Source organism: Bradyrhizobium sp. (assembly GCF_019242285.1).
Taxonomy (GTDB): Bacteria; Pseudomonadota; Alphaproteobacteria; order Rhizobiales; family Xanthobacteraceae; genus Bradyrhizobium.
Window position 1 is genome coordinate 1 of record NZ_JAFAVV010000434.1, and the last position, 20,332, is coordinate 20,332.

The window sequence follows — 20,332 nt, forward strand, 5'->3', positions numbered from 1 at the left end:
GAGTGACGGGGGCAAGAAAGCCCGCTCCCCGGGGAGAGCACGTATAAGCCGTAACCCATCGCGCGGGGAATGCCGGCTGTGTCGGCTGAACCTGTGGTGACTGCCGCCTGCGTTCTTGTTGCAGGCGGGCCATGGGTGCGGCCAGCATCCGGCGTTCCCCGCGCCCTCCCCGATTTCGAGGGTGTCGTTTTGCAAGACTCGGACGAATCCCGCCGCGAGAACGTGGATCCGCGCCCTCCGCTGTCATGCCCGCGAAAGCGGGCATCCAGCATTCCAGAGACATCTCGAATAAGCACGACCGCCTCTGGAATGCCGGGTCGTCAAGCCGGGCGACGACATCGAGTGCGGTTTGACATGTTGAATCCGAATTGACCACGAATCGTAGGGTGGGCAAAGCGAGCCTCTTGCACCGACGCTCGACACACGAAGGCAAGAGCGTGCCCACCATTCACGAGCGGCTCTGTCGCCACAATGGTGGGCACATCACTCCGCACGATGCAAGGCATCGCGCGATCGCGACTTTGCCCGCCCGACGCGGCCTGCTAATCCCAGTCCGGACCGAAGCCCGGGTTGACGCAGCGCATGTCCTTGCGCAGGGCTGCGATCTTCTTGCGGTCGTCGTCGTCGAGCGTGAGCTTCAAGGCGTCGAGATTGGCCTGCTGGCTCTCCTTGCGCGAGGCTTTTGGAATCGCGCAGACGCCGTCCTGCTCCAGCAGCCATTTCAGCGCGACCTGCGCGGCGCTCGCATCGTGCTTCCGGCCGATTGCGGCCAGCGTCTCGTCGGTGGCGAAGCGGCCCTGCGCCAGCGGACAATAGGCCACCAGTGGAATGCCCTTGGAGCCGAGATACTGCCTGACCTTCGACTGGTCGAGCATCGCGTGATATTCGACCTGGTTGCAGGCGATCGGCGCCTTGACCTCCTCGATCGCGCTCTTCAGCAGCGCGACGGTGAAATTGGCAACGCCGATGGCGCGGGTACGGCCCTCTTCTTTCAGGCTGATCAGCGTCTCCAGCACCGCCGGCAGCTTCATGCTGCGCGAGGGCCAATGCACGAGATAGAGATCGACGTGATCGAGCCGGAGCTTCTTCAGGCTAATATCGAAAGCGCGGCGGATGGCGTCGGGTGCCAAATTGTCGGGCCAGACCTTCGTGGTCACGTGCAGCTCGCCGCGCGGCACGCCCGCCTGCGCCAACGCCGCCCCGATCGCCTCCTCATTGCCGTACATCTCCGCGGTGTCGAGATGGCGGTAGCCGAGCGCAAGCGCGCTCTCGACGGCGGCGCGGCAGGCGTCACCCTGCATGCGGTAGGTGCCGAGCCCGAGCCGCGGCAGGCGAATGCCCTGGGTGTCCTGATATTGCATGGAAACTCCTTGAAAGCCTTGAACAAGCAACAGTCGGCCGGCTGCCGCGTGGCGGCGCCACATGCAGAACAAATGGAGGATCGGGAAACCGGGCGCGAGCCTCGCCGGAAGCCTTACTTATTTTGTCGGCGATATCCGCGTCAAATCAAGATCCGTTGCGGCATGACGGCGCCATCCAAGCGTGCGTCACTTCCAATTGCAGATGCCGCCGGCGCCGGATCGGCACGGCCATTTCTGAATCCGCGTATCCATCGCCTGCGCATCGAGCGGATTGCCGTGCCGGTGAGCGAGCCGCATCCGTGCCGCCCCGCGATGCCTGGCCGGAGCGGCGCGTGCTTCGCGATAGGGTGGCCGCGCCGCCACCCGTTGCACGGCCACGTGCTTCGGCTCTGTATTCAGCGCCCTGCGCGCCCATGCCGGCTCGCTGGCGTGGTCGCTGCTGGCCTGAACGGGAACCCTGGCAAACTCCGCAGCCGGTCCGAGCCGCTTCGCCGACAGCACTGCCTTCGAGAGGTCGAGGCTGAAGAATTCATCCGGACGGTAGTCGGCCGCCATCACGGCCTGACTGGCAAACAGCACTGCAGCGGCGCCAAGCGCCGACACAATCTTAGGAATCACGGCGGCCTCCCTACCTTCCCAAAGGCCCAAACCCACGCTTGAACATGCAAGAGTTCCGCGCGCCATGTAAGGACTCCGCACTGCAATTGCAGCGAGAGTGGTTAACGGAATGGCTGCGCGCCGTTGTCGCATCCCGACGGCAGCGGAAGAGCGCCGTCAACGCCGCTTGCGCGGCAAATGTTCCGCCTCTCGCGCGATCTTGCGCGATGCCGAAGGACTTCCCGCAACGCGAGAGGCGATGGCAGCATCAGCGGCAATTTTCGTCCAATTGCGCCGGCTTCGCGGGAAGAAACCTAACGCTATTTCTCGAATGCACCGTAGACGACATTCTTCAACGTGACGCGGATGCTGCCGCGGTAGGTCACCGTCTGCGCCATGAAGACGACGAGCATCTTCTCCTGCCGGTCGATCCAGAAGGTGGTGCCGCCGGCGCCGGACCAGGTCATCTCGCCGACGGAGCCTTCGTACTGCGCAACGCCCGCTTCCGTGCGCACGGCAAAGCCGAGACCGAAGCCGAAGCCGGGCCCCGGCAGATAATACGGCCCCGGCACCACGCCCGAACCCGGCCCGATCTGGTTCGAGCCCATATAGGCGACGGTCTTCGGGCTGAGATAGCGCCGCCCATCCAGCGTGCCGCCGCTGAGGATCATCTGCGCGAAGCGGGCGTAGTCGCCGATAGTGGACACCATGCCGCCACCGCCGGATTCCATCTTCCGCGCGACGCGGGGATCGCCGATTGCCGCTCCCGCGCCGATCTTGCGGTCATTCGGAAAGGGCTCCGCGACCAGGGACTGTTTGGCCGGGTCGGTGACATAGAAGCCGGTGTCCTTCATGCCGAGCGGATCGAGCAGCCTCTCCTTCTCGAACTGATAGAGCGATTTGCCGGAGATGACCTCGATCACACGGCCGAGCACGTCGACGGACTGGCTGTAGTCCCAGGTGGTGCCAGGCTGATAGGCCAGCGGCAGCTTGGCAAGACGGTCCACGAATTCGGCATTGTCGACGTCTCCGGCTCCCAGACCCGCGTCGACATAGGCCTTCTTCACCAGCCCTTCGCCGAAGAAGCCATAAGTCAGCCCGGAGGTGTGACGCATCAGGTCCTGGATGGTGATCGGCCGTTTTGCAGGGACGAGATCCAGATGCTGCGCGCCGTCCTCGCCCTTGGTCTCGACGCCGACCATCACGCCGGCGAAAGCCGGAATGTATTTCGACAGCGGATCGTCGAGCCGGAGCCTGCCCTCCTCGACCAGCATCATCGCGGCGACCGTGGTGATCGGCTTCGACATCGAATAGATGCGGAAGATGGTGTCCGGCGTCATCGGCTCCTTGGTGGCAGGATCGCGCACGCCAAAGCTCTTGAAATAGGCCGTCCGGCCGTTGCGCTGGATCAGCATGACGGCGCCGGGAATCCTGTTCGCATCGACCTCGCCCTGGAGGTAGCGGTCGAGCCGGGCCACGCCGTCGACGGAGAAGCCGGCCTGCTCAGGCTCGGCGACCGGGCCTTCGGCGCGCGCGCTGAACGCAACGGTGAGAAGCGCGGTGGCGGCGATGACGGTGTCGCGCCAGCGAAAGGCAAGCATGGGTATCCTCCCTGTGATGCATCGGACATTGGCGTCCAAGCCGGCCCGGCCTCATCTGACGACGGCCGGTGGATGCGATCTTCGCGCAGGCAGGCCGGCCCTGACAAGACCGGCCAACGGGAAGCCTGGCCGCTTGTCTCAGGTGCCGCCCGAGAGCGCCTTCACCAGGCGGTAGAGATATTCGTCGCCCTGATAGAACGACTTCACCGGCACCCGCTCGTCCTTGCCATGAGCGCGGATGTCGTTGATGTCGTTGGCCAACCCGGAATGACCATAGGTCGGGATGCCGGCATTGCGCAGATAGCTGCCGTCCGTCGCGCCCGCGCTCATCACCGGCAGCACGACGGCGCCGGGGAAGAACTCGCCCGACAGCTTGTCGATGGCGCCCACGATCTGCTCGTCGAGTTTCGCCGGCTCGCTCAGCACGGCCTGATCGATCTGCGTCACGGCGATCTGGTCGTCGGCGAGCGCGCGCACGAGCGCCGCCTTGATCCCGTCCATCGGTTCGCCGGGCATGACGCGGCAGTTGACCTTGGCGGTCGCGAGCTGCGGCAAGGCATTCACGGCGTGTCCGCCCTGCAGCATCGTCGCCACGCAGGTGGTGCGGAGCTGGGCGTTGTAGACCGCGCTCGCCGAGAGCCGCGCCACCGCCGCGGGATCGGGGTTGTCGGCGGCCATCGCGCGCATGTCGTCGGCGGTCTGTCCGCTCTCGAACTGCGCCGACTTCGCGAAATAGGCCCGCGTGGTCTCGTTCAGGTGCAGCGGGAAGTCGAATTGCGACAATTTCACCAGGCCCTCGGCGAGGCGATAGATCGCATTGTCCTTGCGCGGCACCGAGGAGTGTCCGCCGCTGTTCTTGACCTCGAGCAGGAAGCTCACCGAGACCTTCTCGCTGGTCTGGATGCTGTTGCGGATCGGCTTGCCGTCCTTCAGGCCGACGCCGCCGCCCTCGTTGAGCGCGAACTCGGCGTCGATCAGGTCGCGATGGTTCTTGAGCAGCCACTGGATGCCGAGCGCGTCGCGGTCGAGGATCTCCTCGTCGGTCTCCAGCGCCAGGATGATGTCGCGGTCCGGCTTGTAGCCCTCCTGCTTGTAGCGGATCATGTTGGTGACGAAGGACGCCGCCATGTATTTGTCGTCGCCGGAGCCGCGGGCATAGTAATAGCCGTCCTTTTCGACCAGCTTGAAGGGGTCGACCGACCAGTCCTCGCGGTTGGCCGGCACGACGTCGATATGCGCAACCAGGAGGATCGGCTTGCGCGCGCCGGAGCCGTGCAGCCGGGCCACCAGATTGCCCTTGCGCGGCGCCGGGGAAAAGGCATGGACGTCCTCGTCGGCAAAGCCGCCGGCCTTCAACCGCGCGGCCATCGCCTGCGCCGCGCGATCGGTATTGCCTGTCGCGGTCGTGGTGTCGATCTCGAGCAGCTCCTTGTAGATGTCGTGAGCGAGCTGCTGCTGCGGGGTCAGCTCGTCGGCGCAGGCACCGCCGGCAGGCATGAAAAGGGCCGCGCCAAGCGCGGCTGCGAGCAGAATGGAATGGCGTCGCCCCGCGGCGTGGCCTGGGCGTTCTGTGAACATGATATACTCCCCATCGGATCGTTGACCGGTCCGATTGAGGCAGGCGACGCGCCTCTTGGCAAGGTGGCGAGCCATCCGCTGCCGCAGGCCACCCAGACCGGATCAGCGGCGCGCGGCGCGCACGTCCTTTGCCGTTACAGCGTCCGGATAGCCGTTGCCGAAATGCGTCCGCACATAATTGACGACGGCGGCGACCTGGCCGTCGCTCATCATGTCGGCGAACGGCGGCATCCCGCGCCGGCCGTTGAGGACGAGATCAATCGGATAATCGCCGGATTCCAGCCGCGGATTGCCGGCCAGGGATGGATAGGTGCCGGCACCGGCCGCGCCCGAGGCGTCGACCATGTGGCACCCCTGGCAGACGCTGGCGAACAGCTCCTCCCCGCTCATCTCGACGAAGCGGTAGCCGGAGCTGAAGGTGCGATCACGCCACGAAGAGCCGTCGTCCTGGGTCACCGCCGACGCCGGCAGCAGCGACAGCAATCCGACCAAAACGGCCGAGCCGACGCTCGCATGTTGCCGCGAACCACGCTGTCGCACGCTGCTCTCCACCTACGTCCTCGTCACGCGTTCATGCAGCCGGCCGATCGCATCGAGCGCGGAAAGGATCGCCCCCTCCTGCCAGGCGGGCAGCTCGGAAGCGTGCTCGCCGGCCAGCACGATGCGGCCGTCGATCTCGCACAGATTGCGGTAGTGCTGCTCGCGCGCCTTCTCCGACCAGTTGCCGCTGCAGCCGAGCGTGAACGGCACGCGATGCCAGGCCACCGCCACGCCGTTGTCGAACTCGGCTCTATATTGCGGATGGATGCCGGCGCCGAACTCGACCGCCCGCGCGACGCGCTCCTCCGGTGGCATCGCCGTGAACTCATAGGCGTTGGCGCCGTCGAACAGATAGGCGCCGAGCAGCACGCCCTTGCCGGCGCCGTTGAAGGCGTTGTTGGGATAGGCGATCTGCCGGATCGGCAGATCGGTGTAGCTGATGCCGCCGTAGACCGCCTCATCCTCCTCCCAGAATCGGCGCTTGAACTGCAACCCGATCTTCACCGCAGCCGCATAGGGCACCGCGTCGATCGCCGCGCGCATCGCGGGGCCGACATCGAGCGTGAGCTGACCCAGGATCGGCAACGGAATCGTGCACACGCACCAGTCGGCCGTCAGTGTTTGCGGCGCCGCTGGCTCCGCCGTATCCACGTAAGTCACGGTCACGGCGCGGCCGTTCTGCCTGATTTCCGTAACCTTCGCGTTGTAGCGGATGAGGTCGCCGACCTCGCGCGCGAAGGCCTTGCCGATCATGTCCATGCCGCCGACCGGCTGGAACATGGTGGTCTGGAAATTGTAGTTGGCAAAGCCCTGCAGGTAGCGCCAGAGCCGCGACTTGAGGATGTCCGAGAGCCCGATGGGTTCGCCCGGCTGCGGCGCAGCATCGAGTCCGCCACCCGGCGCCCTCGCATAGCCCCGGAATTCGGCCGACGTCAGGTTGGCGTTGTAGCCGAAATTGCCATCCAGTGCGCCCCAGGATCGCAACGCCTCCAACAGCAACCCCCGGTCTTCGGTCGAGACTGCCTCGTCGAGCTTGCCTTGCCTCGCTGCTTTCGCCAGCAGTTCGGCGAGCTGTCCCTGAAAATCGGTCCGGACCTCGCGGATGCGCTGTGGCACGCCGCCGAACGCGCGCGAGGCGTGTAGATAGGCGTTGTGATTGAGCTGGATGAAAGGCTCGAGCGCCACGTTGAGGCGCTTGCAATAGTCGAGCAGCGCGCGGTGATGATAGGGAATTCGCCACGGGCCCGGATTGATGTAAAGCCCCTCGTCGAACGCGCAGGTCTGTGCGGCGCCGCCGAGCTCGACGAAACGGTCGCCGCCACGCAAGGTCCAGTTGCGGCCGCCGGCGCGGCCATTGAATTCCAGGATCTGCACCTTGTAGCCGGCCTTGCGCAATTCCAGCGCCGCCGTCATGCCGGCAAGCCCGGCACCGAGGACCAGCACGGAGGCGCCGTTCGGATCGCCTTCGAGCTTGATCGGCCCCTGGTAACGGGACTCGGACGCGAAGCCGAGCGCCGTCATCGCGTGATACATGGCCGCGCTGCCCGCCATCGTCCCGATGAGCGAGAACAGATCGCGTCGCCGTATGCCTTCCATGTCTTCCGGCATCCTCGAGGATTCTCGGCGGCGCAAGCCAGACCGCACCCGAAAGGGAAACCGGCTGCCGCTTCCGCTGTCAAGAAACCGCTGCGCCACGCGCTTCGCCCACACGCGTTCTTGATCCACCTCGCCGGCGGCAGCGAGACAGCGGAAAAGACGGCGGCATACGGAATGCGAACGGAACGGTGGAAAGGACTCGATTTTCCGCTTCCGACGTCTCAAACTGTTTCGCTCGCGGAGCCGGCGCGCGAGGGGAAGCGAAAGTCATGACTGTCAAGAACATCATCGGCATCGATCACGCGGTCGTCATGGTGCGTGAGCTCGCAAAGGCTGCGGAGAACTGGCGGCGGCTCGGCTTCACGATCTCGCCGCGCGGCACGCACAGCGCGCATATGGGAACTGGCAACGTCACTATCATGCTCGACCCCGACTACATCGAACTGCTGGGTGTGCTGCATGCAACCGAGCTCAATACGCCGGCGCGCGCCTTTCTCGAAAGGCGCGAAGGCATCGAGCGCATCGCGTTCACCGCCGTCGATGCAGCGCAGGGCGCGGAGGAGATTCGCGCCCGCGGGCTCGTCCCGATCGGGCCGACCGAATTCGAGCGGCCGGTGACGATGCCCGACGGCCGTCTGGCGGCGGCGCGCTTCAGGACCTTCCAGTGGCCGGTTCAGGAAGCGCCGGGCGGCACCCGGATCTTCGCTTGCCAGCACAAGACGCGCGAGACCGTGTGGATCGCGGAGTTGATGCGACACGCCAATGGCGCAAGACGCCTGAAGCAGGTGCTGATCACATCACCCGAGCCGGAGAAGGAAGCCGCGCATCTGTCGCGGCTGACCGACCTTGCGGCGAGGCGCGAGGCCGACGGCGCGATCGCCGTTCCCTCCGGCGTCGATCGCGCCGAATTCGTCTTCCTGACGAAGCAACAGCTCGGCCGGCGTTATACGGACGTGGCATTGGACGACCTGGCCGAACGCGGCGGCGCCGGTCTCGTGATCGCTTCGTCGACCCTCGCTGCGACCACAGAGGCCGTCGGCGCACTCGGCCTGCGTCGCGATGATCGAATTTGCGTGCCACCCGCGGCAGCGAATGGCACGCTGCTCGTCTTCGAAGACATCGACTGAAGAGGTGAAGCGAAAGAATTAGCTGCGACGAAAAATCTGGGATCGAGACGTTCATCAACGCGCATGACATCAGCGTCGTAGAATGCGCGAGGTTCGTTGCGCGCCTTGATGCCGCTGGGTCGAAGCATGCCCATCGTCATCGAAACGCGCAGCGCGAAATCCGCGCACGATGCCAGCGAATTTTATTCAAATCGCGACGCCAAATATCACGATAATTTCACGAGCGGCCCCGCAAACTCACGGAGAAATTCGGAGAGTGTGAATGGCCGCGATGAGCGCTGATGCACGGATCAGGACTTCCGACCTCGAATGGGTCGAGAACGCTACTCAAACTAGCACGGCACCAGGCTTTCGTCACTTCCTCGGCAAGCCATCTCCCGCGCAGCGCCACCGCATCTATGGCATCGACCCGCTCGCGCATCCCGAGCATCTGCCGCGCATTCGCGGCCTGATGAACCGGCTGTCGCGGCGGATGGATGCCGAGGTGCGCTGGCCGCAGCTTCAAGGCCAGTCGCTCGAATTCTATTGGGAAAATCCGCGGATCCCGTCGGGCTACACCTATCTGCTGCAGTTCGTGGCGCATGATCTGGTGCACTCCGCCATTCCCCTCTCGGTTGCGGGAAAGCTCGGTGCGGGCACCGCCAATGCGCGCCGCACGCCGCTTCGGCTCGAGAGCCTCTATGGCAACGGACCGGTGGGGTCGCCGCACCTCTATGCGCTCGACGAGCCCAACGACGATCGTCGGACCAAGCTGCGGCTCGGACGCATGCGCTGGAAGGAAGCCAGGGGCCGAGAAGCGCGCTGCCCGTTCCGCGACGTCGCGCGCAGCGAGGCCGAAAACCTCACGGGCGTCGATCGAAGCATTCCGGGCATGCGCCCGGCATTGACCGAAGCGCTGGTCGCCGACCCGCGCAATGACGACCACGCCATCATCTCGCAGATGACGGCGCTGTTCGCCCTGCTGCACAACGGCCTCGTCGACCTGATCCGCGAGCGCGAGCCCGAGGGCGGCCTGAACGCGCATTTCGGCGCCGCCCACAGGCGGTTCCTCTGCGCCCGCGATGGGCTCACCGCGATCTATCACCGCGTCGTTCGCGACGACCTGATGCGGCGAGTGCTGCACCCCGAGATCTTCGCACTCTATTCCGGCGCCCACCCGCCGCTCATGGATCGCCCGACCGCGTCGCAAGGCGAATGGGAGATTCCGTTCGAGTTCTCGCACGGCGCGTTCCGTTTCGGCCATGCGATGGTACGGCCGGAATATCACATCAACGATCTGTCGCTGCACGATCTCAACAACACGCTCGAGAAGAGCTCGCAGAACGATCCCGTCAACATGCCGCTGGACGAGACGTGGATGGTGCAGTGGTCGCGCTTCTTCGAGATCGACGGATCGCGTCCGAACTTCAGCCGCCGCATCGGGCCTTATCTCAGCGACGGCCTCGGCAACGACAAGATCTTCGCGTCGTTCGACGAAACCGAACGCGTCGGCCTGCTCTACCGCGACCTGGTCGGCTCGGCGCTGGCCGGCATGTGGTCGGTCGATGCGCTGATCGCCGAGATCGCTGCGAGACGGCCGCAGTTTGTCGCGGCGTCGCGGCTGCTTGCCGACCACGCCTACCGCTCCGCCCAGCTCCGCGCGTGGCTGAGTTCGGCGCCGGCCTACGGCAAGCTCACGTCCGAGGACGTTGAAACGCTGTCGAACGATCCGCCGCTGCCGTTCTTCGTGCTGTTCGAGGCGATGCATCAGCCACGGGCGGAAGGACTGCATCTCGGCCCACTCGGCTCCGTCCTCGTGGCCGAGGTGATATTTGCCGCGCTCGCGCGCGCCCGGCTCTCGGCCGGCAGCGCCGCGAGCTCACTGGCCGGCGAACTCGCCGAGCTGTCCACCAACTACTATCCGATCAACGTGTTTGCGGGCATTCCCGATATCGCTTCCATGGCCGAGCTCGTGCAATTCACCGCCGAAAAGGCGGGGTTGCAGCAGGCCGTGCCCGCATTTTTGTGAGCCGGAGCAGTTCCGGATCACGCAACGCAGAGGAGAAAGACATGCAGATCGAAAGGTTACAAGTCACGAACCACGAGCGTTGGGGTCAGTTGGTCAAGACCTGGGCGACCGGCATCAACTATCTGGGTGACGAGAACGAATATCCGCTGCCCCAGAGCATGGACGAGTTCAAGGAGCAGCTCGCTAAGGCGCAGGTGTTCGCCACCGTTCCGGAGCGGTTCAAGCGGATCGAGTTCGTCTCCTCCGACCAGGAGACGATCCTGGTTCGGTTGCCGCCGAAGGTGATGATCGAGGATTCCGAGTCGCTGCTCAACAAGCCCGGCTCGACCTATCCGCTGCCGCCGTTCTACAAGCGCCTGTTCAACGGCCTCGACCCGGTGATCCCCGAGGACGAGAAGTTCCGCGTGCATGCCGAGCGAATTGGCGACTACACCATCAGCGTCTGCGCCTGAGCGCCTTCAGGAACTTTCGCTGATGTCCTCGACCGGAAGCCCTGCGCCCCGCAAGCCGCGGCGCAGGGCTTCCAACCTCGCATCCGAACTGATCGGATGAGCTTGAAGCAGCCACGACGTGATCGCCTCGTCGGTGGGGGCGGACGAGCCCACCCAGTATGATCGCGTTCCGTTCAGAAAACGTCGGGCTTCGTCGTGCGCCATCGAATGAAGCCCGAGCTCGTGCAGCGCGGCGGCCCGCCACGCGCTCAAGGTCTTGATGACGCCGTGCGCCCGGTCGCAAGCCTCGATGGCGCCCTGGTGATCGCCGCAGAGGAAGCGGATGATGCCGTGGTACCCCCACTCCAGATAGGTCGGCACCGGCGACAGCGACAGCGACAGTTCGGCGCGCGACCGCGCGCGCTCCATCGATCCGCAGAAGGCATAATAGAGAGCGCTCGACAGCACCGTCCAGGGATCGTTGTCGTTCAGATCGCAGGCGAGCTCCATGTGCGAGGCAGCATCCGCCTCGCGAAATGCCATCACGTAGGACCAGCCGCAGCATAGATGCGCCCTCGAATCCACGGGATCGAGCTCGACCGCGGTCTTCGCCAGCTCGAGCGTCTCCTTCGACTTGCTGAGATCGCGAAACAGCCCGGGATGCACGAAGTGCTCGATGTTGTTCATCTGCACGAGGCTCGAGTAGCACGGCGAGAAGGTCGGATTCTCGCGGATCGCGTCGCGGAAGATGGCAACGGCCCGCCGCCAGCTTTCCGGGTCGAATTTCGTCATCAGGCTCTGTCCGCGCAGCCAGCGGTCGTAGACGTCAAGCGAAACGTCGGGCTCGCCGGCCAGCCGCATCAGCCGCTCGGCCGATAGTTGTACGTTGAGCGAGGTGGCGATGCGCCGGATGATGCGCTGCTGGGTCTCGAACCAGTTGTCGAGGCCGAGCCTCAGGCTTTCGCTCCAGATGCAGACGCCGGTCGCCTCGTCGCGCAGCACCATCACCATGTTGATCTCGGGGCCGGCCTGATAGGCCGTGGTGTCGATGCAGTATTGCGGCGCCGTGTCGGAGAGCGACAAGGCGACCGCGGCGGCCGGCCGGTCGATGACGCTCCATTCGCGGAAGCGGACCAGCGACGCCGCCAGATGCAGGCTGAACCCGTGCACGAGATGGCCGCGATCGCTGGAGACGCCATGCATCGCGAACGGCCGCAGCACGAGGCGCGGCTTCGACGAGCCCTTTGGAGAGGCGAACACGCGAGTCGCGGGAAGGCCGGCTTCCCTGAGCTGGCGAACGGCATGCTGGACCGTTTCGGGAGCGACATCGGGATCAGGCAGCGGCCGCTCATAGGCACCGAGCTTGATGTTCGCCACCAGCTCTTGCGTCGCCTTCGACGGCTCCATTCCGTAGTCGCGATCGAGCAGGTCCCATAGCGCCTTGTAGATGCGCAGCGCGCCGGCGATGTCGCCCTCCTCGGCATGCGCCTGCATCAGATGGCAGCACGCCAACTCGTGGGTCGGATCAAGATTGACGATGGCGGCGGCGATCTTCTTCTTGGTGTCGGGCGCGACGTTGGCGGCCACGAAGCCGGCATCGAGGCTGCGCATCAGCCTTTCATGAACCGTCTGGCGCTTCGCCAGCACCCAGACGCGGAACGAAGGATCGAGATCGTCCATGCCCTCGAGCAGCCGCTCGTCCAGCCGCAGCACGTTGAGCAGCAACGGATGTACGCGACGGCTTTCGGCAAGCTGCAGGATGCTCTCGACATCGGCCGACACCTGCTGCATGTCGATGCCGATCGAGAGCCGGCCTGCGCTGAAACCGGTGAACCCCGCCTTCTCCAGCACGGAGCGCAATTCGCGGACGACCTGGCGCAGCGAGGCGCGCGCCTTCTCCTCGTCGGAGCGGCTCCAGAACAATCCGACCAGCCGTTCCCGGCTCTCCTGCTTGCTCTCGGATAACGCGAGGTAACCGAGAACCGCCGCGGCCTTGCGGGTGCGCAACTCGATCGGTCGGCCATCGAGTCGGATAGAGAGGCGCCCGACCAGAGAGATCGCCAGACGCGGCGCATCTTCCTGCACCGGGACCGCTTCCCTCACCGTCGGAACGCTTGCCGTTGCTTGCATCGGAACAATCTCTCCGAGGATTCCGTCAGCGTCTCTATATCAAGGGAATGCCACCGGTATAAGCATTACCTCCCCCAGTTCGGCCCATCATTTCGGAAAGTCGTCCCGTTGAGATTGAAGAAGGGTATAGCTGCACCCTTGGCGCGATAATTCGCGCCACCGGCACCGCGAAACGCATGCGTGTGAGGTCGAGGCCATACGCCTCGATTCCGCACGACGCAAGTAGTTGTACCAGGCGCGGCAGCGCGACGCGCGGATCGGCTTCGTCGATCGCCGCATGATTGATCGGCTCCGATGCGGAAGGATGCAGCAGTTCACATCGATCGACATCGATCGAGGTGGCGCGCCGCAGATGTGTGCGATCAGTCGCATTGAGGGCCATCTCACCGCGCTCTGCGCGCTTTGCCTCGGTCACGACGAGTGCAAGCTCGATCTGGCACATTTCCAGGATGGCGGAGCGAATCGCAGCAGCAAGCGTCAGCTTGGCGGCGAATCCGAACGCGAGGCCGAAACCATCGGACCTGCACGACAGCGCCGTCACCGCGGGAACACCGATATCGGTCGTGATGTCGAGCAGCCAGGTGCGACGCGGCGCTGCGACATCAGATCGCAGCACAGCCAACAATGCCCTGCTCGCGGACTCCTCCGCCTCCGGGATTGCGCGTCCCCGCAATCCACCGCGCCACCACAAGGCCGCCGCATCGCGTTCGATCAATTCGAGCAGTCCGTGCAGCGCCGCCGCTTCCCAGGAACGCCCCGCCGCAGACCCGGTGCTCAATGGGAAAGCCGCCGCAAATTGCCGCTGGGCTTGCGGACGTCGCAGACACAGGTCGGCCGGCATCAGAATCCTGACGCCGTCGGAAAGGCGCGTCGTGGTGTACCAGGAAAGTGCCGTATCCGGATCGATCCGGAACGGCGCCAGCCCTTGCACGAGTTCCAGCGCCTGCGGATCGGTCGCTGGCATCGGGTCGCCCTGCTCGGGTTGCGAGAGCACGTCCTCGCCACTCTGCAACTGTGACAGGTATTCGATGCCTTCGCCGACGCAGCCCTGGAACGCCTCCTGCGCCGTCAGCCCGACGCCAGAGACCCCGACCGGCGGAGCGCCTTCATGCAACGTGCCGGCCAGCGCGGGATCGATCTCCGCACCGAACGCCACCAGTCCCGGCGCATCGGGAGCCGCCAATTCGAAAACCCGGACGAACCGGGATGCCGCTTGAAGCAGACGGGCACAGTGCAACCTGTCGCTGTTTTCCGCCTCCGCAGCGGCGATTTTGACGAATTGCGCATATCCAAGCGCCTGCAACAGATCGGTGACGGCGTCATCGGCAGCCTCCGTTGCGCCACCGAGCAACAATGAAGCGGCATTTGCGAACAGGTTGGACATTGGTTTCAGGTTGCGCTCACGGTGTTCTCACGCCGGGCGTCAGATTCTGGTGACGGGGCTCGTGTACGGTCCTGTTCTCGGAGGAGAAGATGCTCGCGAAAGCCTTCGTCATCGCCTTGGCTGCCGATATTGCCCGATCAGACTACGCAAAGCCAACCCTGATCCGCAGTCGCAGCCGCGAATGGCTGATCGCGTGCCGCTGGGGGCCTGACGGCGAGTATCTGTCGCTTGCAACGGCAGGTGCAATCCTCGATCCGGGCGGGCTGTATGCGCCGGAGGCGATCAGCCCGATCCACAGCATGGTCGCGGTGCTGGTCTCGGAATGCGAGGCGGAAGCCACGAGCACCTTCCTGCTGGTACGCCAATTGCCCATGGCGATCGAGCTCGCCGGCACGTTCTTTCCGGCCGACGGCTACGTGCTGCTGAGGCAGCGCGACGACCTCCGTCTGACTTGCGAGACCCGCTACTCCCATAGCTGCGGCTGGCTCGATGGCAAGGAGATCCGCAAGGATATCCCGGATCCCGCGCCATCGTCCGCCGAAGCGATGGCGTGGCACATCAAGGCGACACGCCGCAACTGGATCGGTGAATTCTTTCCGGCGAACGCCACAGCCAATCGGGTCACCGCCCTGCGGAGCGCGGTTTGACCGTCGGCCAAGGCGTCCATCGCAACAACGATGGACACGACAAAGCCGCCGGAGTCGGACGCGCCGATCCCAGCAAATCGCGTTCACCAGTGCCTGCGCGTGATCCGCAAGCAGCACGCCGCCGCTATGCCTCAGCAGTCAAGAGACAATCTTGAGGTTGGGTTTGCCCGGTTGACCAAGCGGGCCGCGATGGAGAATGCACCGCCCGTCCTGATCCATCACCGCCTTCGCCGGCCGCGAGTCGGAGCTCGTCAGGAAATTCTGCAACGCCGACCTGCTCTCGTCCGAAAGTGCAAACAAACCGCGCATCAGCTCGAAGAATTCAGGTTCCTGAGCGACGTAGAGCAGCTCACGGAGCTCAGCGCCCGTGTACTGCCCCAAAGCGTCCAAGAGCCACTCGGTTTCCTCGATCGGATCCTTTTCAGACGGTGCTTTCAGGTAATAAATGACTGATTCAGCACTCATTTTGTTCCCAATGCATCGAATGGTCCTGAACCAGCTTCGATGCGTTCACCTTGCGCAGGTCACCGTGATTTCAACGTGATCCCCACTTTGGCCCGTATTTTAACGTAATCCATTCACGGCCCCGACTCATTGCGCCGCGCCAAAGGCGGCGTGGCAGTTTCCAGGAGCACCGGTTCTCGCTGACGACTTACCGAAGTACCGAGAGTCATAGGTTGCCGACAAACGAACGCAAAAGTGGTAATTTAATACGACTTCGCGAGACCGAGAACTTTGCGCCCCATCGACGGCGTCGGCCTTGGCTCGGCTGGCAGATCCGGACGATCAGAACCACGCGGCAAGTTCGGCCAGCCGACGATGCGCGCTCTCACGCGCCGCCTGGATCGGCTCGCCGGGACCCGTGGTCGGCCCGATCAGGACGAAGCGCACGTCGCGGACGCCGACGAAGCGCAACGCCTCGCGCAGATACGGGCTCGCCATGTCGGTGCGGCCGCGGTTCATTCCGGTGACGAAATCGCTGCCGCTCGCCAGGATCACCAAAGTCGGCCGGTCCTCGACCAGCGGCAGGTAGCCGCGCGTCGGATCGAAACGGAAGGTCAATCCGGGCTGGCTGATCAGGTCGATCCAGTGCTTGAGCTTGTAAGGGATGCCGAAATTCCACATCGGCGTCGAGATCAGGACGCGCTCGGCCAGCGAGAACCGCACCGCCATGCGCTCGGCGACCGCAAAGGCATCGCGTTGTGCATCGGTGAAGCCACGGCCGCCGATGCGGGCGTATTTCGCCTGCAGGATTTCGCCGTCGAATTCGGGCAGACGGTCGCGCCAGAGGTTCATCTCGTCGATGTCCCAGTCCGGCCGTGCCTTCTGGAAGTGCGCGAGAAAGACCCGCGCGCCGGCGAGCGATTCCGATTCCGCGCGCGGGGAGCAGACGAGGTGAAACAGTTTTGGCATCGGACGCCTCGTCAGCCGAGGGCCTTCAGCACCGCATCGGCATTGGTCACTACGGACACGTTCTGCAGCGCAAAATTGATCGCGGCGTTGTGCCATTCCGCACTCATGGTCGAACAGCAGTCTTCCGGCACCACCATGAAGTAGCCCTTGTCGGCGCCGGTGCGCGCGGTGTGCTCGACCGACATGTTGGTCCAGGCGCCGGTGTTGATGAGGATGTCGCGCCCGGTCGCCTTCAGGATGGTTTCGAGCCGCGTGCCTTCCCAGGCGCTCATGCGCATCTTCTCGACCACGAAGTCGCCGCTTCGCGGCTCCAGACCCGAGACCGGCGCCGCACCCCAGGAGCCACGCACCAGCGCCTTGCTGTCGACCAGGCCCTCGAACAGCGGCGCGTTCAGCGTGACGCCAGGCGCGCCCGGCTCGACCACGAACCAGACGTGGATGATGACGACGCCACGCGCGCGTGCGGCTTCCGCGACTCGCCGAACGTTTTCGACCACGCGCTGCTCCTTCGCATGAGCAGGCGCGCCGGACGAGGCGAAAGCGCCGCCATCCATGATGACGTCGTTCTGCAGGTCCTGGATGATCAGGGCGCAACGGCTCGGATCGAGCTGCATGTCGGCGCTGCCGAGCTTGGGCGCGGCTGCCGCGCCGGATGACGCCGATGGCGAAGCCGCGGTAGCGCCGCGCTGGACGCGCATGTACGGCTCATGGCGCGGACCGACCTTGGTCGGGATCGCATAGACCGAATGCGTCGCGGTGAGATAGAGCGTGCGGAAATCGCTGCCGCCCCAGGCGAGATTGGCGACGAGCTCCGGCAGGCGCACCTTGCCCAGCAATTCGCCTGCCGGCGAATAGACCCAGACACCGCCGGGCGCGGTGACCCAGATGTTGCCGCGTTGGTCGCATTTCATCCCGTCGGGAACGCCGGGCTCGAGCTCGGAGCGAATGCCGCTTACGAACACGCGCTGGCCTGCCAGCCCGCCATCGGCCTCGACGTCGAACACGTGGATCAGCGCCTGCACGGTGTCGTTGACATAGAGCCGCTTCTCGTCCGGCGAGAAGCACAGCCCGTTCGGCTGCTCGAACAGATGGCGGTCGACCACGAGTTTTGGCGGGCCGCCGCCAGGCGGCAGGCGATAAACGCCCTGGAAGCCGAGCTGGCGCGGCCGCTCGACGCCATAAACGGGCATGCGCCCGTACCACGGATCGGAGAAATAGATCGCGCCACTCGAATGCACGCAGACGTCGTTCGGGCTGTTCAGCTCCTGATTTTCGAAATGCGAGGCGATCACCTCGCGGCGCCCATCCGGCCGCTCGCGGATCAACGAGGAGGTCGCGTGCTCGCAGACGATCAGGTTCAGCTCGGCATCATAGGTCATGCCGTTGCACTTGTTCGCAGGACGGCGGACTTCGACCACGCCCCGCCGTGCATCCCAGCGTCGCCGCACGTCGGCCGGCATGTCCGAGAACAGCAGAAACTGATCGACCGGGTGCCAGACCGGCCCCTCCGTGAACTCGAAGCCGGTGCCGACCTGGCCGACCGGCGCGTAGGGATCGATCAGGCTCTCGAATTCGCCGCGCAGCGTCACATGCGTCATCGCGTGCTCCCCGTCGGCCTCAGGCCGGGAACCAGTTGCGCTCGGGCAAGGACTGTACCACCGGACCCGGCACCTGGTCGTGCAATCGCCCGACGACGACGCCACGCTCGATCTTGGCCGGGCGATCATGGACCGGCAGCAGATAGCGCGAACTCGACAGCAGCTTCTTGATCGCGGCCTTCTCGGCGCGCATGCTGGTGCCGTGGTTGCCGGTGGTCCGCGGCTCCGCGTCGTGGATCTCATTGTAGGGCGTCACGATCTGATCGTTGACGTCATAGATCACGTCGCCGCAGATGGTCGCGATGCCGTCGGCGGTGTGAACGTGGATGTTCATTGAACCTTCGGTGTGGGCGTTGGCGGCGTCGCAATAGACGCCAGGCATCAATTCGACCGGGCCGGTCAGTTCCAGATCGAGGAAGCGCAGCGCGCTCTTGGTGTGCAGGCGATCGATCAGGTGCTTGATATCGGGTGCGGGATATTGCGGATGCATCAGTCCCGACACCGAATACTCGAGCTCGCGCCGGTTCAGCACCACCGTGGTGTTCATCGGGAACAGATCGTCCTTGCCGGCATGGTCGATGTGCAGATGGGTGTGGCAGACGAAGCGCACGTCGCCCATGCGCACGCCATGGCGGGAAAGCTGGTTCTCGATCATGTTCTCATGGAACTGCAGGCCGCGCATGCCGAGCGTTTCCATGATCTGGTTGGAGCGGTAGCCGGTGTCGACCACGACCGGGTACTGACCGCCGAGGATCAGAAAGCCGAGGGTGAGGACGCGGCGAGTGCGGCCGCAATCGCGGCCGAGGACGAGGAAGCTCGATTCCAGTTCGATATCGCCATAGTCGAGGATCTTGATCTCCAGAGGCATGTACTCTCCCCATTATCATCTCGGCGCCTTGTCGGTGCTCATTTATCCAATCGGTAGATGCGTATCGCAGTCGCGCTCAAAATTGAGTCGCGGGCGTCCGCGGACAGCGGTGCGACCGCGTCCTGATGAGCTTCGATCAGCTCGCGATAGCTGGTCCACAATTTCTCAATCGGGAAATTGGAGCCGAACAGGCAGCGCTGGGCGCCGAAGATCTCGACCGTCTCCAGCACGATGCCCGCGACGTGGTCGGGGTCGTTGCGATGAATGAAGGTGCCGAGCCCGGACAGTTTTGAGACCACGTTGGGACAGGCCGCGAGCCTTGTCATGCCGGCGTGCCAGGCGTCGCGGCCTTCCCGCGACCGATCCTCCAGCATGCCGGCATGCTGGAGGATGAAGGTGACGTCGGGACAGGCGCGGGCGAGATCGGCCGCGCCCGCCATCTGCGGTGCGAACACCTGCAGGTCGAACGAGAAGCCGCAATCGCCGAGCCGCGCGACATTGGCGCGGATGCGCGGATCGGCGCAGAGATCAGGGCGCGCCGCGAAGCGGTAGAGCGGATTGTCGTGCCAGTGGAGCTGCATGCGCACGCCGCGTACCAGCGGATACTGCTTCAGCCGATCGAGCTGCGGACGCACGTCGTCGACGCCGAGATCGGCGTAGGCCACGATCGCATGCGGCCAGCCAAGCTTGTCCGCGGTTGCCTGTACCCAGGCCGCCTCGTCCTCGAACCGGTCGTTGGCCCAGTTGGTCTGCACATAGACCGAGCGCGTCACACCGCAATCCCTGAGATCAGCGAGGTATTCCTCGATCGGATAGTCGCGACGGATCGGCTCATAGGGCCCGAAGATGCGCGGCTGCATCGGACCGGTCAGCCAGGGCAGATCGGCCTGCCGCCAGATGTGATGATGCGCGTCGACGATGCCGGTCAAGCCGCCCTCCTTTGTCCGAGCGAGAGAATGTGCGAGACGATCGCCGCGTTCGAACCGCCTGCTTCCATGTCGTCGACGAAGCGCCGGATTTCGCGCAGCGCCTCGGTCTGTGGCTGGAAAGCGGGCCCCGTCGCCAGCGGCGTCAGCCAGCTCAGTCGCCAAGATCGCAGGGACAGTTTTGCCACCGCATCGCGCAACGCGGAGGGATCGCCGCGCTCCAGACCGTCCGAAATCATGACCACCACGGCGCCGCGCGCATAGCCGGAGAAGCGCGGCACGGCGAGGAACGCCTGCAGCGCTTCGCCGATCCTGGTGCCGCCATCCCAGTCGCTCACGACGTGTGACGCGGCAGCGAGCGCCTGCTCGCGGCGCTTCAGCCGCAGCGGCCGCGTTACCCGCGTCAGTCGCGTGCCGAGCGTGAACACCTCGACCTGCGGCGTGGCCTGCACCAGCGCGTGTGCGAGCTTCATATTGTCCTCGGTGCGCGCCTTCATCGAACCGGAGACGTCGATCAGCAGCAGCAC

General features: G+C 64.8%; 19 protein-coding genes. 5 read left to right on the forward strand and 14 right to left on the reverse strand.

Going from position 1 to position 20,332, the window contains the following annotated elements; translation table 11 throughout:
• Positions 1-542: 542 nt before the first annotated feature.
• From JOY90_RS17020 to JOY90_RS17045, 6 genes are all read right to left on the reverse strand, one after another.
• Positions 543-1,361: an aldo/keto reductase gene (locus JOY90_RS17020; protein WP_291692283.1), complete on the reverse strand. Its 819-nt coding sequence runs from the start codon at positions 1,359-1,361 to the stop codon at positions 543-545.
• A 186-nt stretch (positions 1,362-1,547) separates the two neighbouring features.
• A complete protein-coding gene (locus JOY90_RS17025; protein WP_291692284.1) occupies positions 1,548-1,979 on the reverse strand; it encodes a hypothetical protein in 432 nt (143 codons plus the stop codon).
• Between the two features lie 299 nt (positions 1,980-2,278).
• A complete protein-coding gene (locus JOY90_RS17030) occupies positions 2,279-3,559 on the reverse strand; it encodes a serine hydrolase (RefSeq protein WP_291692285.1) in 1,281 nt (426 codons plus the stop codon).
• Positions 3,560-3,697: 138 nt separating this feature from the next.
• Positions 3,698-5,137, reverse strand: a complete 1,440-nt coding sequence (locus tag JOY90_RS17035; protein WP_291692286.1) for a M20/M25/M40 family metallo-hydrolase — start codon at positions 5,135-5,137, stop codon at positions 3,698-3,700.
• A 102-nt stretch (positions 5,138-5,239) separates the two neighbouring features.
• Complete coding sequence (locus tag JOY90_RS17040; RefSeq protein ID WP_291692287.1) at positions 5,240-5,677, reverse strand: cytochrome c; 438 nt, start codon at positions 5,675-5,677, stop codon at positions 5,240-5,242.
• Positions 5,678-5,689: 12 nt separating this feature from the next.
• Positions 5,690-7,273, reverse strand: coding sequence for an NAD(P)/FAD-dependent oxidoreductase (locus JOY90_RS17045; protein WP_291692288.1), 1,584 nt, complete (start codon positions 7,271-7,273; stop codon positions 5,690-5,692).
• A gap of 269 nt (positions 7,274-7,542) precedes the next feature.
• On the opposite strand from JOY90_RS17045, the gene JOY90_RS17050 reads away from it, so the two are divergent.
• From JOY90_RS17050 to JOY90_RS17065, 4 genes are all read left to right on the forward strand, one after another.
• Entirely contained in the window at positions 7,543-8,400 is an 858-nt protein-coding gene (locus JOY90_RS17050) for a VOC family protein (protein WP_291692289.1), read from the forward strand.
• Between the two features lie 126 nt (positions 8,401-8,526).
• Positions 8,527-8,682: a hypothetical protein gene (locus tag JOY90_RS17055; protein ID WP_291692290.1), complete on the forward strand. Its 156-nt coding sequence runs from the start codon at positions 8,527-8,529 to the stop codon at positions 8,680-8,682.
• A complete protein-coding gene (locus tag JOY90_RS17060; protein ID WP_291692291.1) occupies positions 8,663-10,408 on the forward strand; it encodes a peroxidase family protein in 1,746 nt (581 codons plus the stop codon). The genes JOY90_RS17055 and JOY90_RS17060 overlap by 20 nt, the downstream gene beginning before the upstream one ends.
• Before the next feature lie 41 nt (positions 10,409-10,449).
• Positions 10,450-10,860 (forward strand): hypothetical protein, encoded by a 411-nt coding sequence (locus JOY90_RS17065; RefSeq protein ID WP_291692292.1) that lies wholly within the window; start codon positions 10,450-10,452, stop codon positions 10,858-10,860.
• A 6-nt stretch (positions 10,861-10,866) separates the two neighbouring features.
• On the opposite strand, the gene JOY90_RS17070 is transcribed toward JOY90_RS17065, so the two are convergent.
• Positions 10,867-12,969, reverse strand: coding sequence for a BTAD domain-containing putative transcriptional regulator (locus JOY90_RS17070; RefSeq protein WP_291692293.1), 2,103 nt, complete (start codon positions 12,967-12,969; stop codon positions 10,867-10,869).
• Positions 12,970-13,003: 34 nt separating this feature from the next.
• Entirely contained in the window at positions 13,004-14,353 is a 1,350-nt protein-coding gene (locus tag JOY90_RS17075) for a YcaO-like family protein (RefSeq protein WP_291692294.1), read from the reverse strand.
• An 89-nt stretch (positions 14,354-14,442) separates the two neighbouring features.
• Between JOY90_RS17075 and JOY90_RS17080 the strand changes: the two genes are divergently transcribed.
• Positions 14,443-15,000 (forward strand): hypothetical protein, encoded by a 558-nt coding sequence (locus JOY90_RS17080; RefSeq protein WP_291692295.1) that lies wholly within the window; start codon positions 14,443-14,445, stop codon positions 14,998-15,000.
• A 138-nt stretch (positions 15,001-15,138) separates the two neighbouring features.
• Here JOY90_RS17080 and JOY90_RS17085 read toward each other — a convergent pair whose 3' ends face one another.
• The 6 genes from JOY90_RS17085 to JOY90_RS17110 all read right to left on the reverse strand — a co-directional run.
• Positions 15,139-15,465 (reverse strand): hypothetical protein, encoded by a 327-nt coding sequence (locus JOY90_RS17085; protein WP_291692296.1) that lies wholly within the window; start codon positions 15,463-15,465, stop codon positions 15,139-15,141.
• 321 nt (positions 15,466-15,786) lie between these two features.
• Positions 15,787-16,413, reverse strand: coding sequence for an NAD(P)H-dependent oxidoreductase (locus JOY90_RS17090; RefSeq protein ID WP_291692297.1), 627 nt, complete (start codon positions 16,411-16,413; stop codon positions 15,787-15,789).
• An 11-nt stretch (positions 16,414-16,424) separates the two neighbouring features.
• The gene (locus JOY90_RS17095; RefSeq protein WP_291692298.1) at positions 16,425-18,011 is read right to left on the reverse strand and encodes an isochorismatase family protein; all 1,587 of its coding nucleotides are present in this window, start codon (positions 18,009-18,011) and stop codon (positions 16,425-16,427) included.
• Between the two features lie 19 nt (positions 18,012-18,030).
• A complete protein-coding gene (locus JOY90_RS17100; RefSeq protein ID WP_291692299.1) occupies positions 18,031-18,879 on the reverse strand; it encodes an MBL fold metallo-hydrolase in 849 nt (282 codons plus the stop codon).
• A 38-nt stretch (positions 18,880-18,917) separates the two neighbouring features.
• Positions 18,918-19,808, reverse strand: coding sequence for an amidohydrolase (locus tag JOY90_RS17105; RefSeq protein ID WP_291692300.1), 891 nt, complete (start codon positions 19,806-19,808; stop codon positions 18,918-18,920).
• Positions 19,805-20,332 (reverse strand): VWA domain-containing protein (locus JOY90_RS17110; protein WP_291692301.1); only part of this gene is annotated, 528 nt, incomplete at its 5' end. The genes JOY90_RS17105 and JOY90_RS17110, both read right to left, overlap by 4 nt.

What these genes read in the sequence shown, in the direction of transcription:
- JOY90_RS17055 (WP_291692290.1), top strand. Translation starts at nt 8,527, where the DNA reads ATGCCCATCGTCATCGAAACGCGCAGCGCGAAATCCGCGCACGATGCC.
- JOY90_RS17060 (WP_291692291.1), top strand. Translation starts at nt 8,663, where the DNA reads ATGGCCGCGATGAGCGCTGATGCACGGATCAGGACTTCCGACCTCGAA.
- JOY90_RS17090 (WP_291692297.1), bottom strand. Translation starts at nt 16,413, where the DNA reads ATGCCAAAACTGTTTCACCTCGTCTGCTCCCCGCGCGCGGAATCGGAA.
- JOY90_RS17020 (WP_291692283.1), bottom strand. Translation starts at nt 1,361, where the DNA reads ATGCAATATCAGGACACCCAGGGCATTCGCCTGCCGCGGCTCGGGCTC.
- JOY90_RS17050 (WP_291692289.1), top strand. Translation starts at nt 7,543, where the DNA reads ATGACTGTCAAGAACATCATCGGCATCGATCACGCGGTCGTCATGGTG.
- JOY90_RS17045 (WP_291692288.1), bottom strand. Translation starts at nt 7,273, where the DNA reads ATGGAAGGCATACGGCGACGCGATCTGTTCTCGCTCATCGGGACGATG.
- JOY90_RS17080 (WP_291692295.1), top strand. Translation starts at nt 14,443, where the DNA reads ATGCTCGCGAAAGCCTTCGTCATCGCCTTGGCTGCCGATATTGCCCGA.
- JOY90_RS17095 (WP_291692298.1), bottom strand. Translation starts at nt 18,011, where the DNA reads ATGACGCATGTGACGCTGCGCGGCGAATTCGAGAGCCTGATCGATCCC.
- JOY90_RS17035 (WP_291692286.1), bottom strand. Translation starts at nt 5,137, where the DNA reads ATGTTCACAGAACGCCCAGGCCACGCCGCGGGGCGACGCCATTCCATT.
- JOY90_RS17100 (WP_291692299.1), bottom strand. Translation starts at nt 18,879, where the DNA reads ATGCCTCTGGAGATCAAGATCCTCGACTATGGCGATATCGAACTGGAA.
- JOY90_RS17085 (WP_291692296.1), bottom strand. Translation starts at nt 15,465, where the DNA reads ATGAGTGCTGAATCAGTCATTTATTACCTGAAAGCACCGTCTGAAAAG.
- JOY90_RS17070 (WP_291692293.1), bottom strand. Translation starts at nt 12,969, where the DNA reads ATGCAAGCAACGGCAAGCGTTCCGACGGTGAGGGAAGCGGTCCCGGTG.
- JOY90_RS17075 (WP_291692294.1), bottom strand. Translation starts at nt 14,353, where the DNA reads ATGTCCAACCTGTTCGCAAATGCCGCTTCATTGTTGCTCGGTGGCGCA.
- JOY90_RS17065 (WP_291692292.1), top strand. Translation starts at nt 10,450, where the DNA reads ATGCAGATCGAAAGGTTACAAGTCACGAACCACGAGCGTTGGGGTCAG.
- JOY90_RS17030 (WP_291692285.1), bottom strand. Translation starts at nt 3,559, where the DNA reads ATGCTTGCCTTTCGCTGGCGCGACACCGTCATCGCCGCCACCGCGCTT.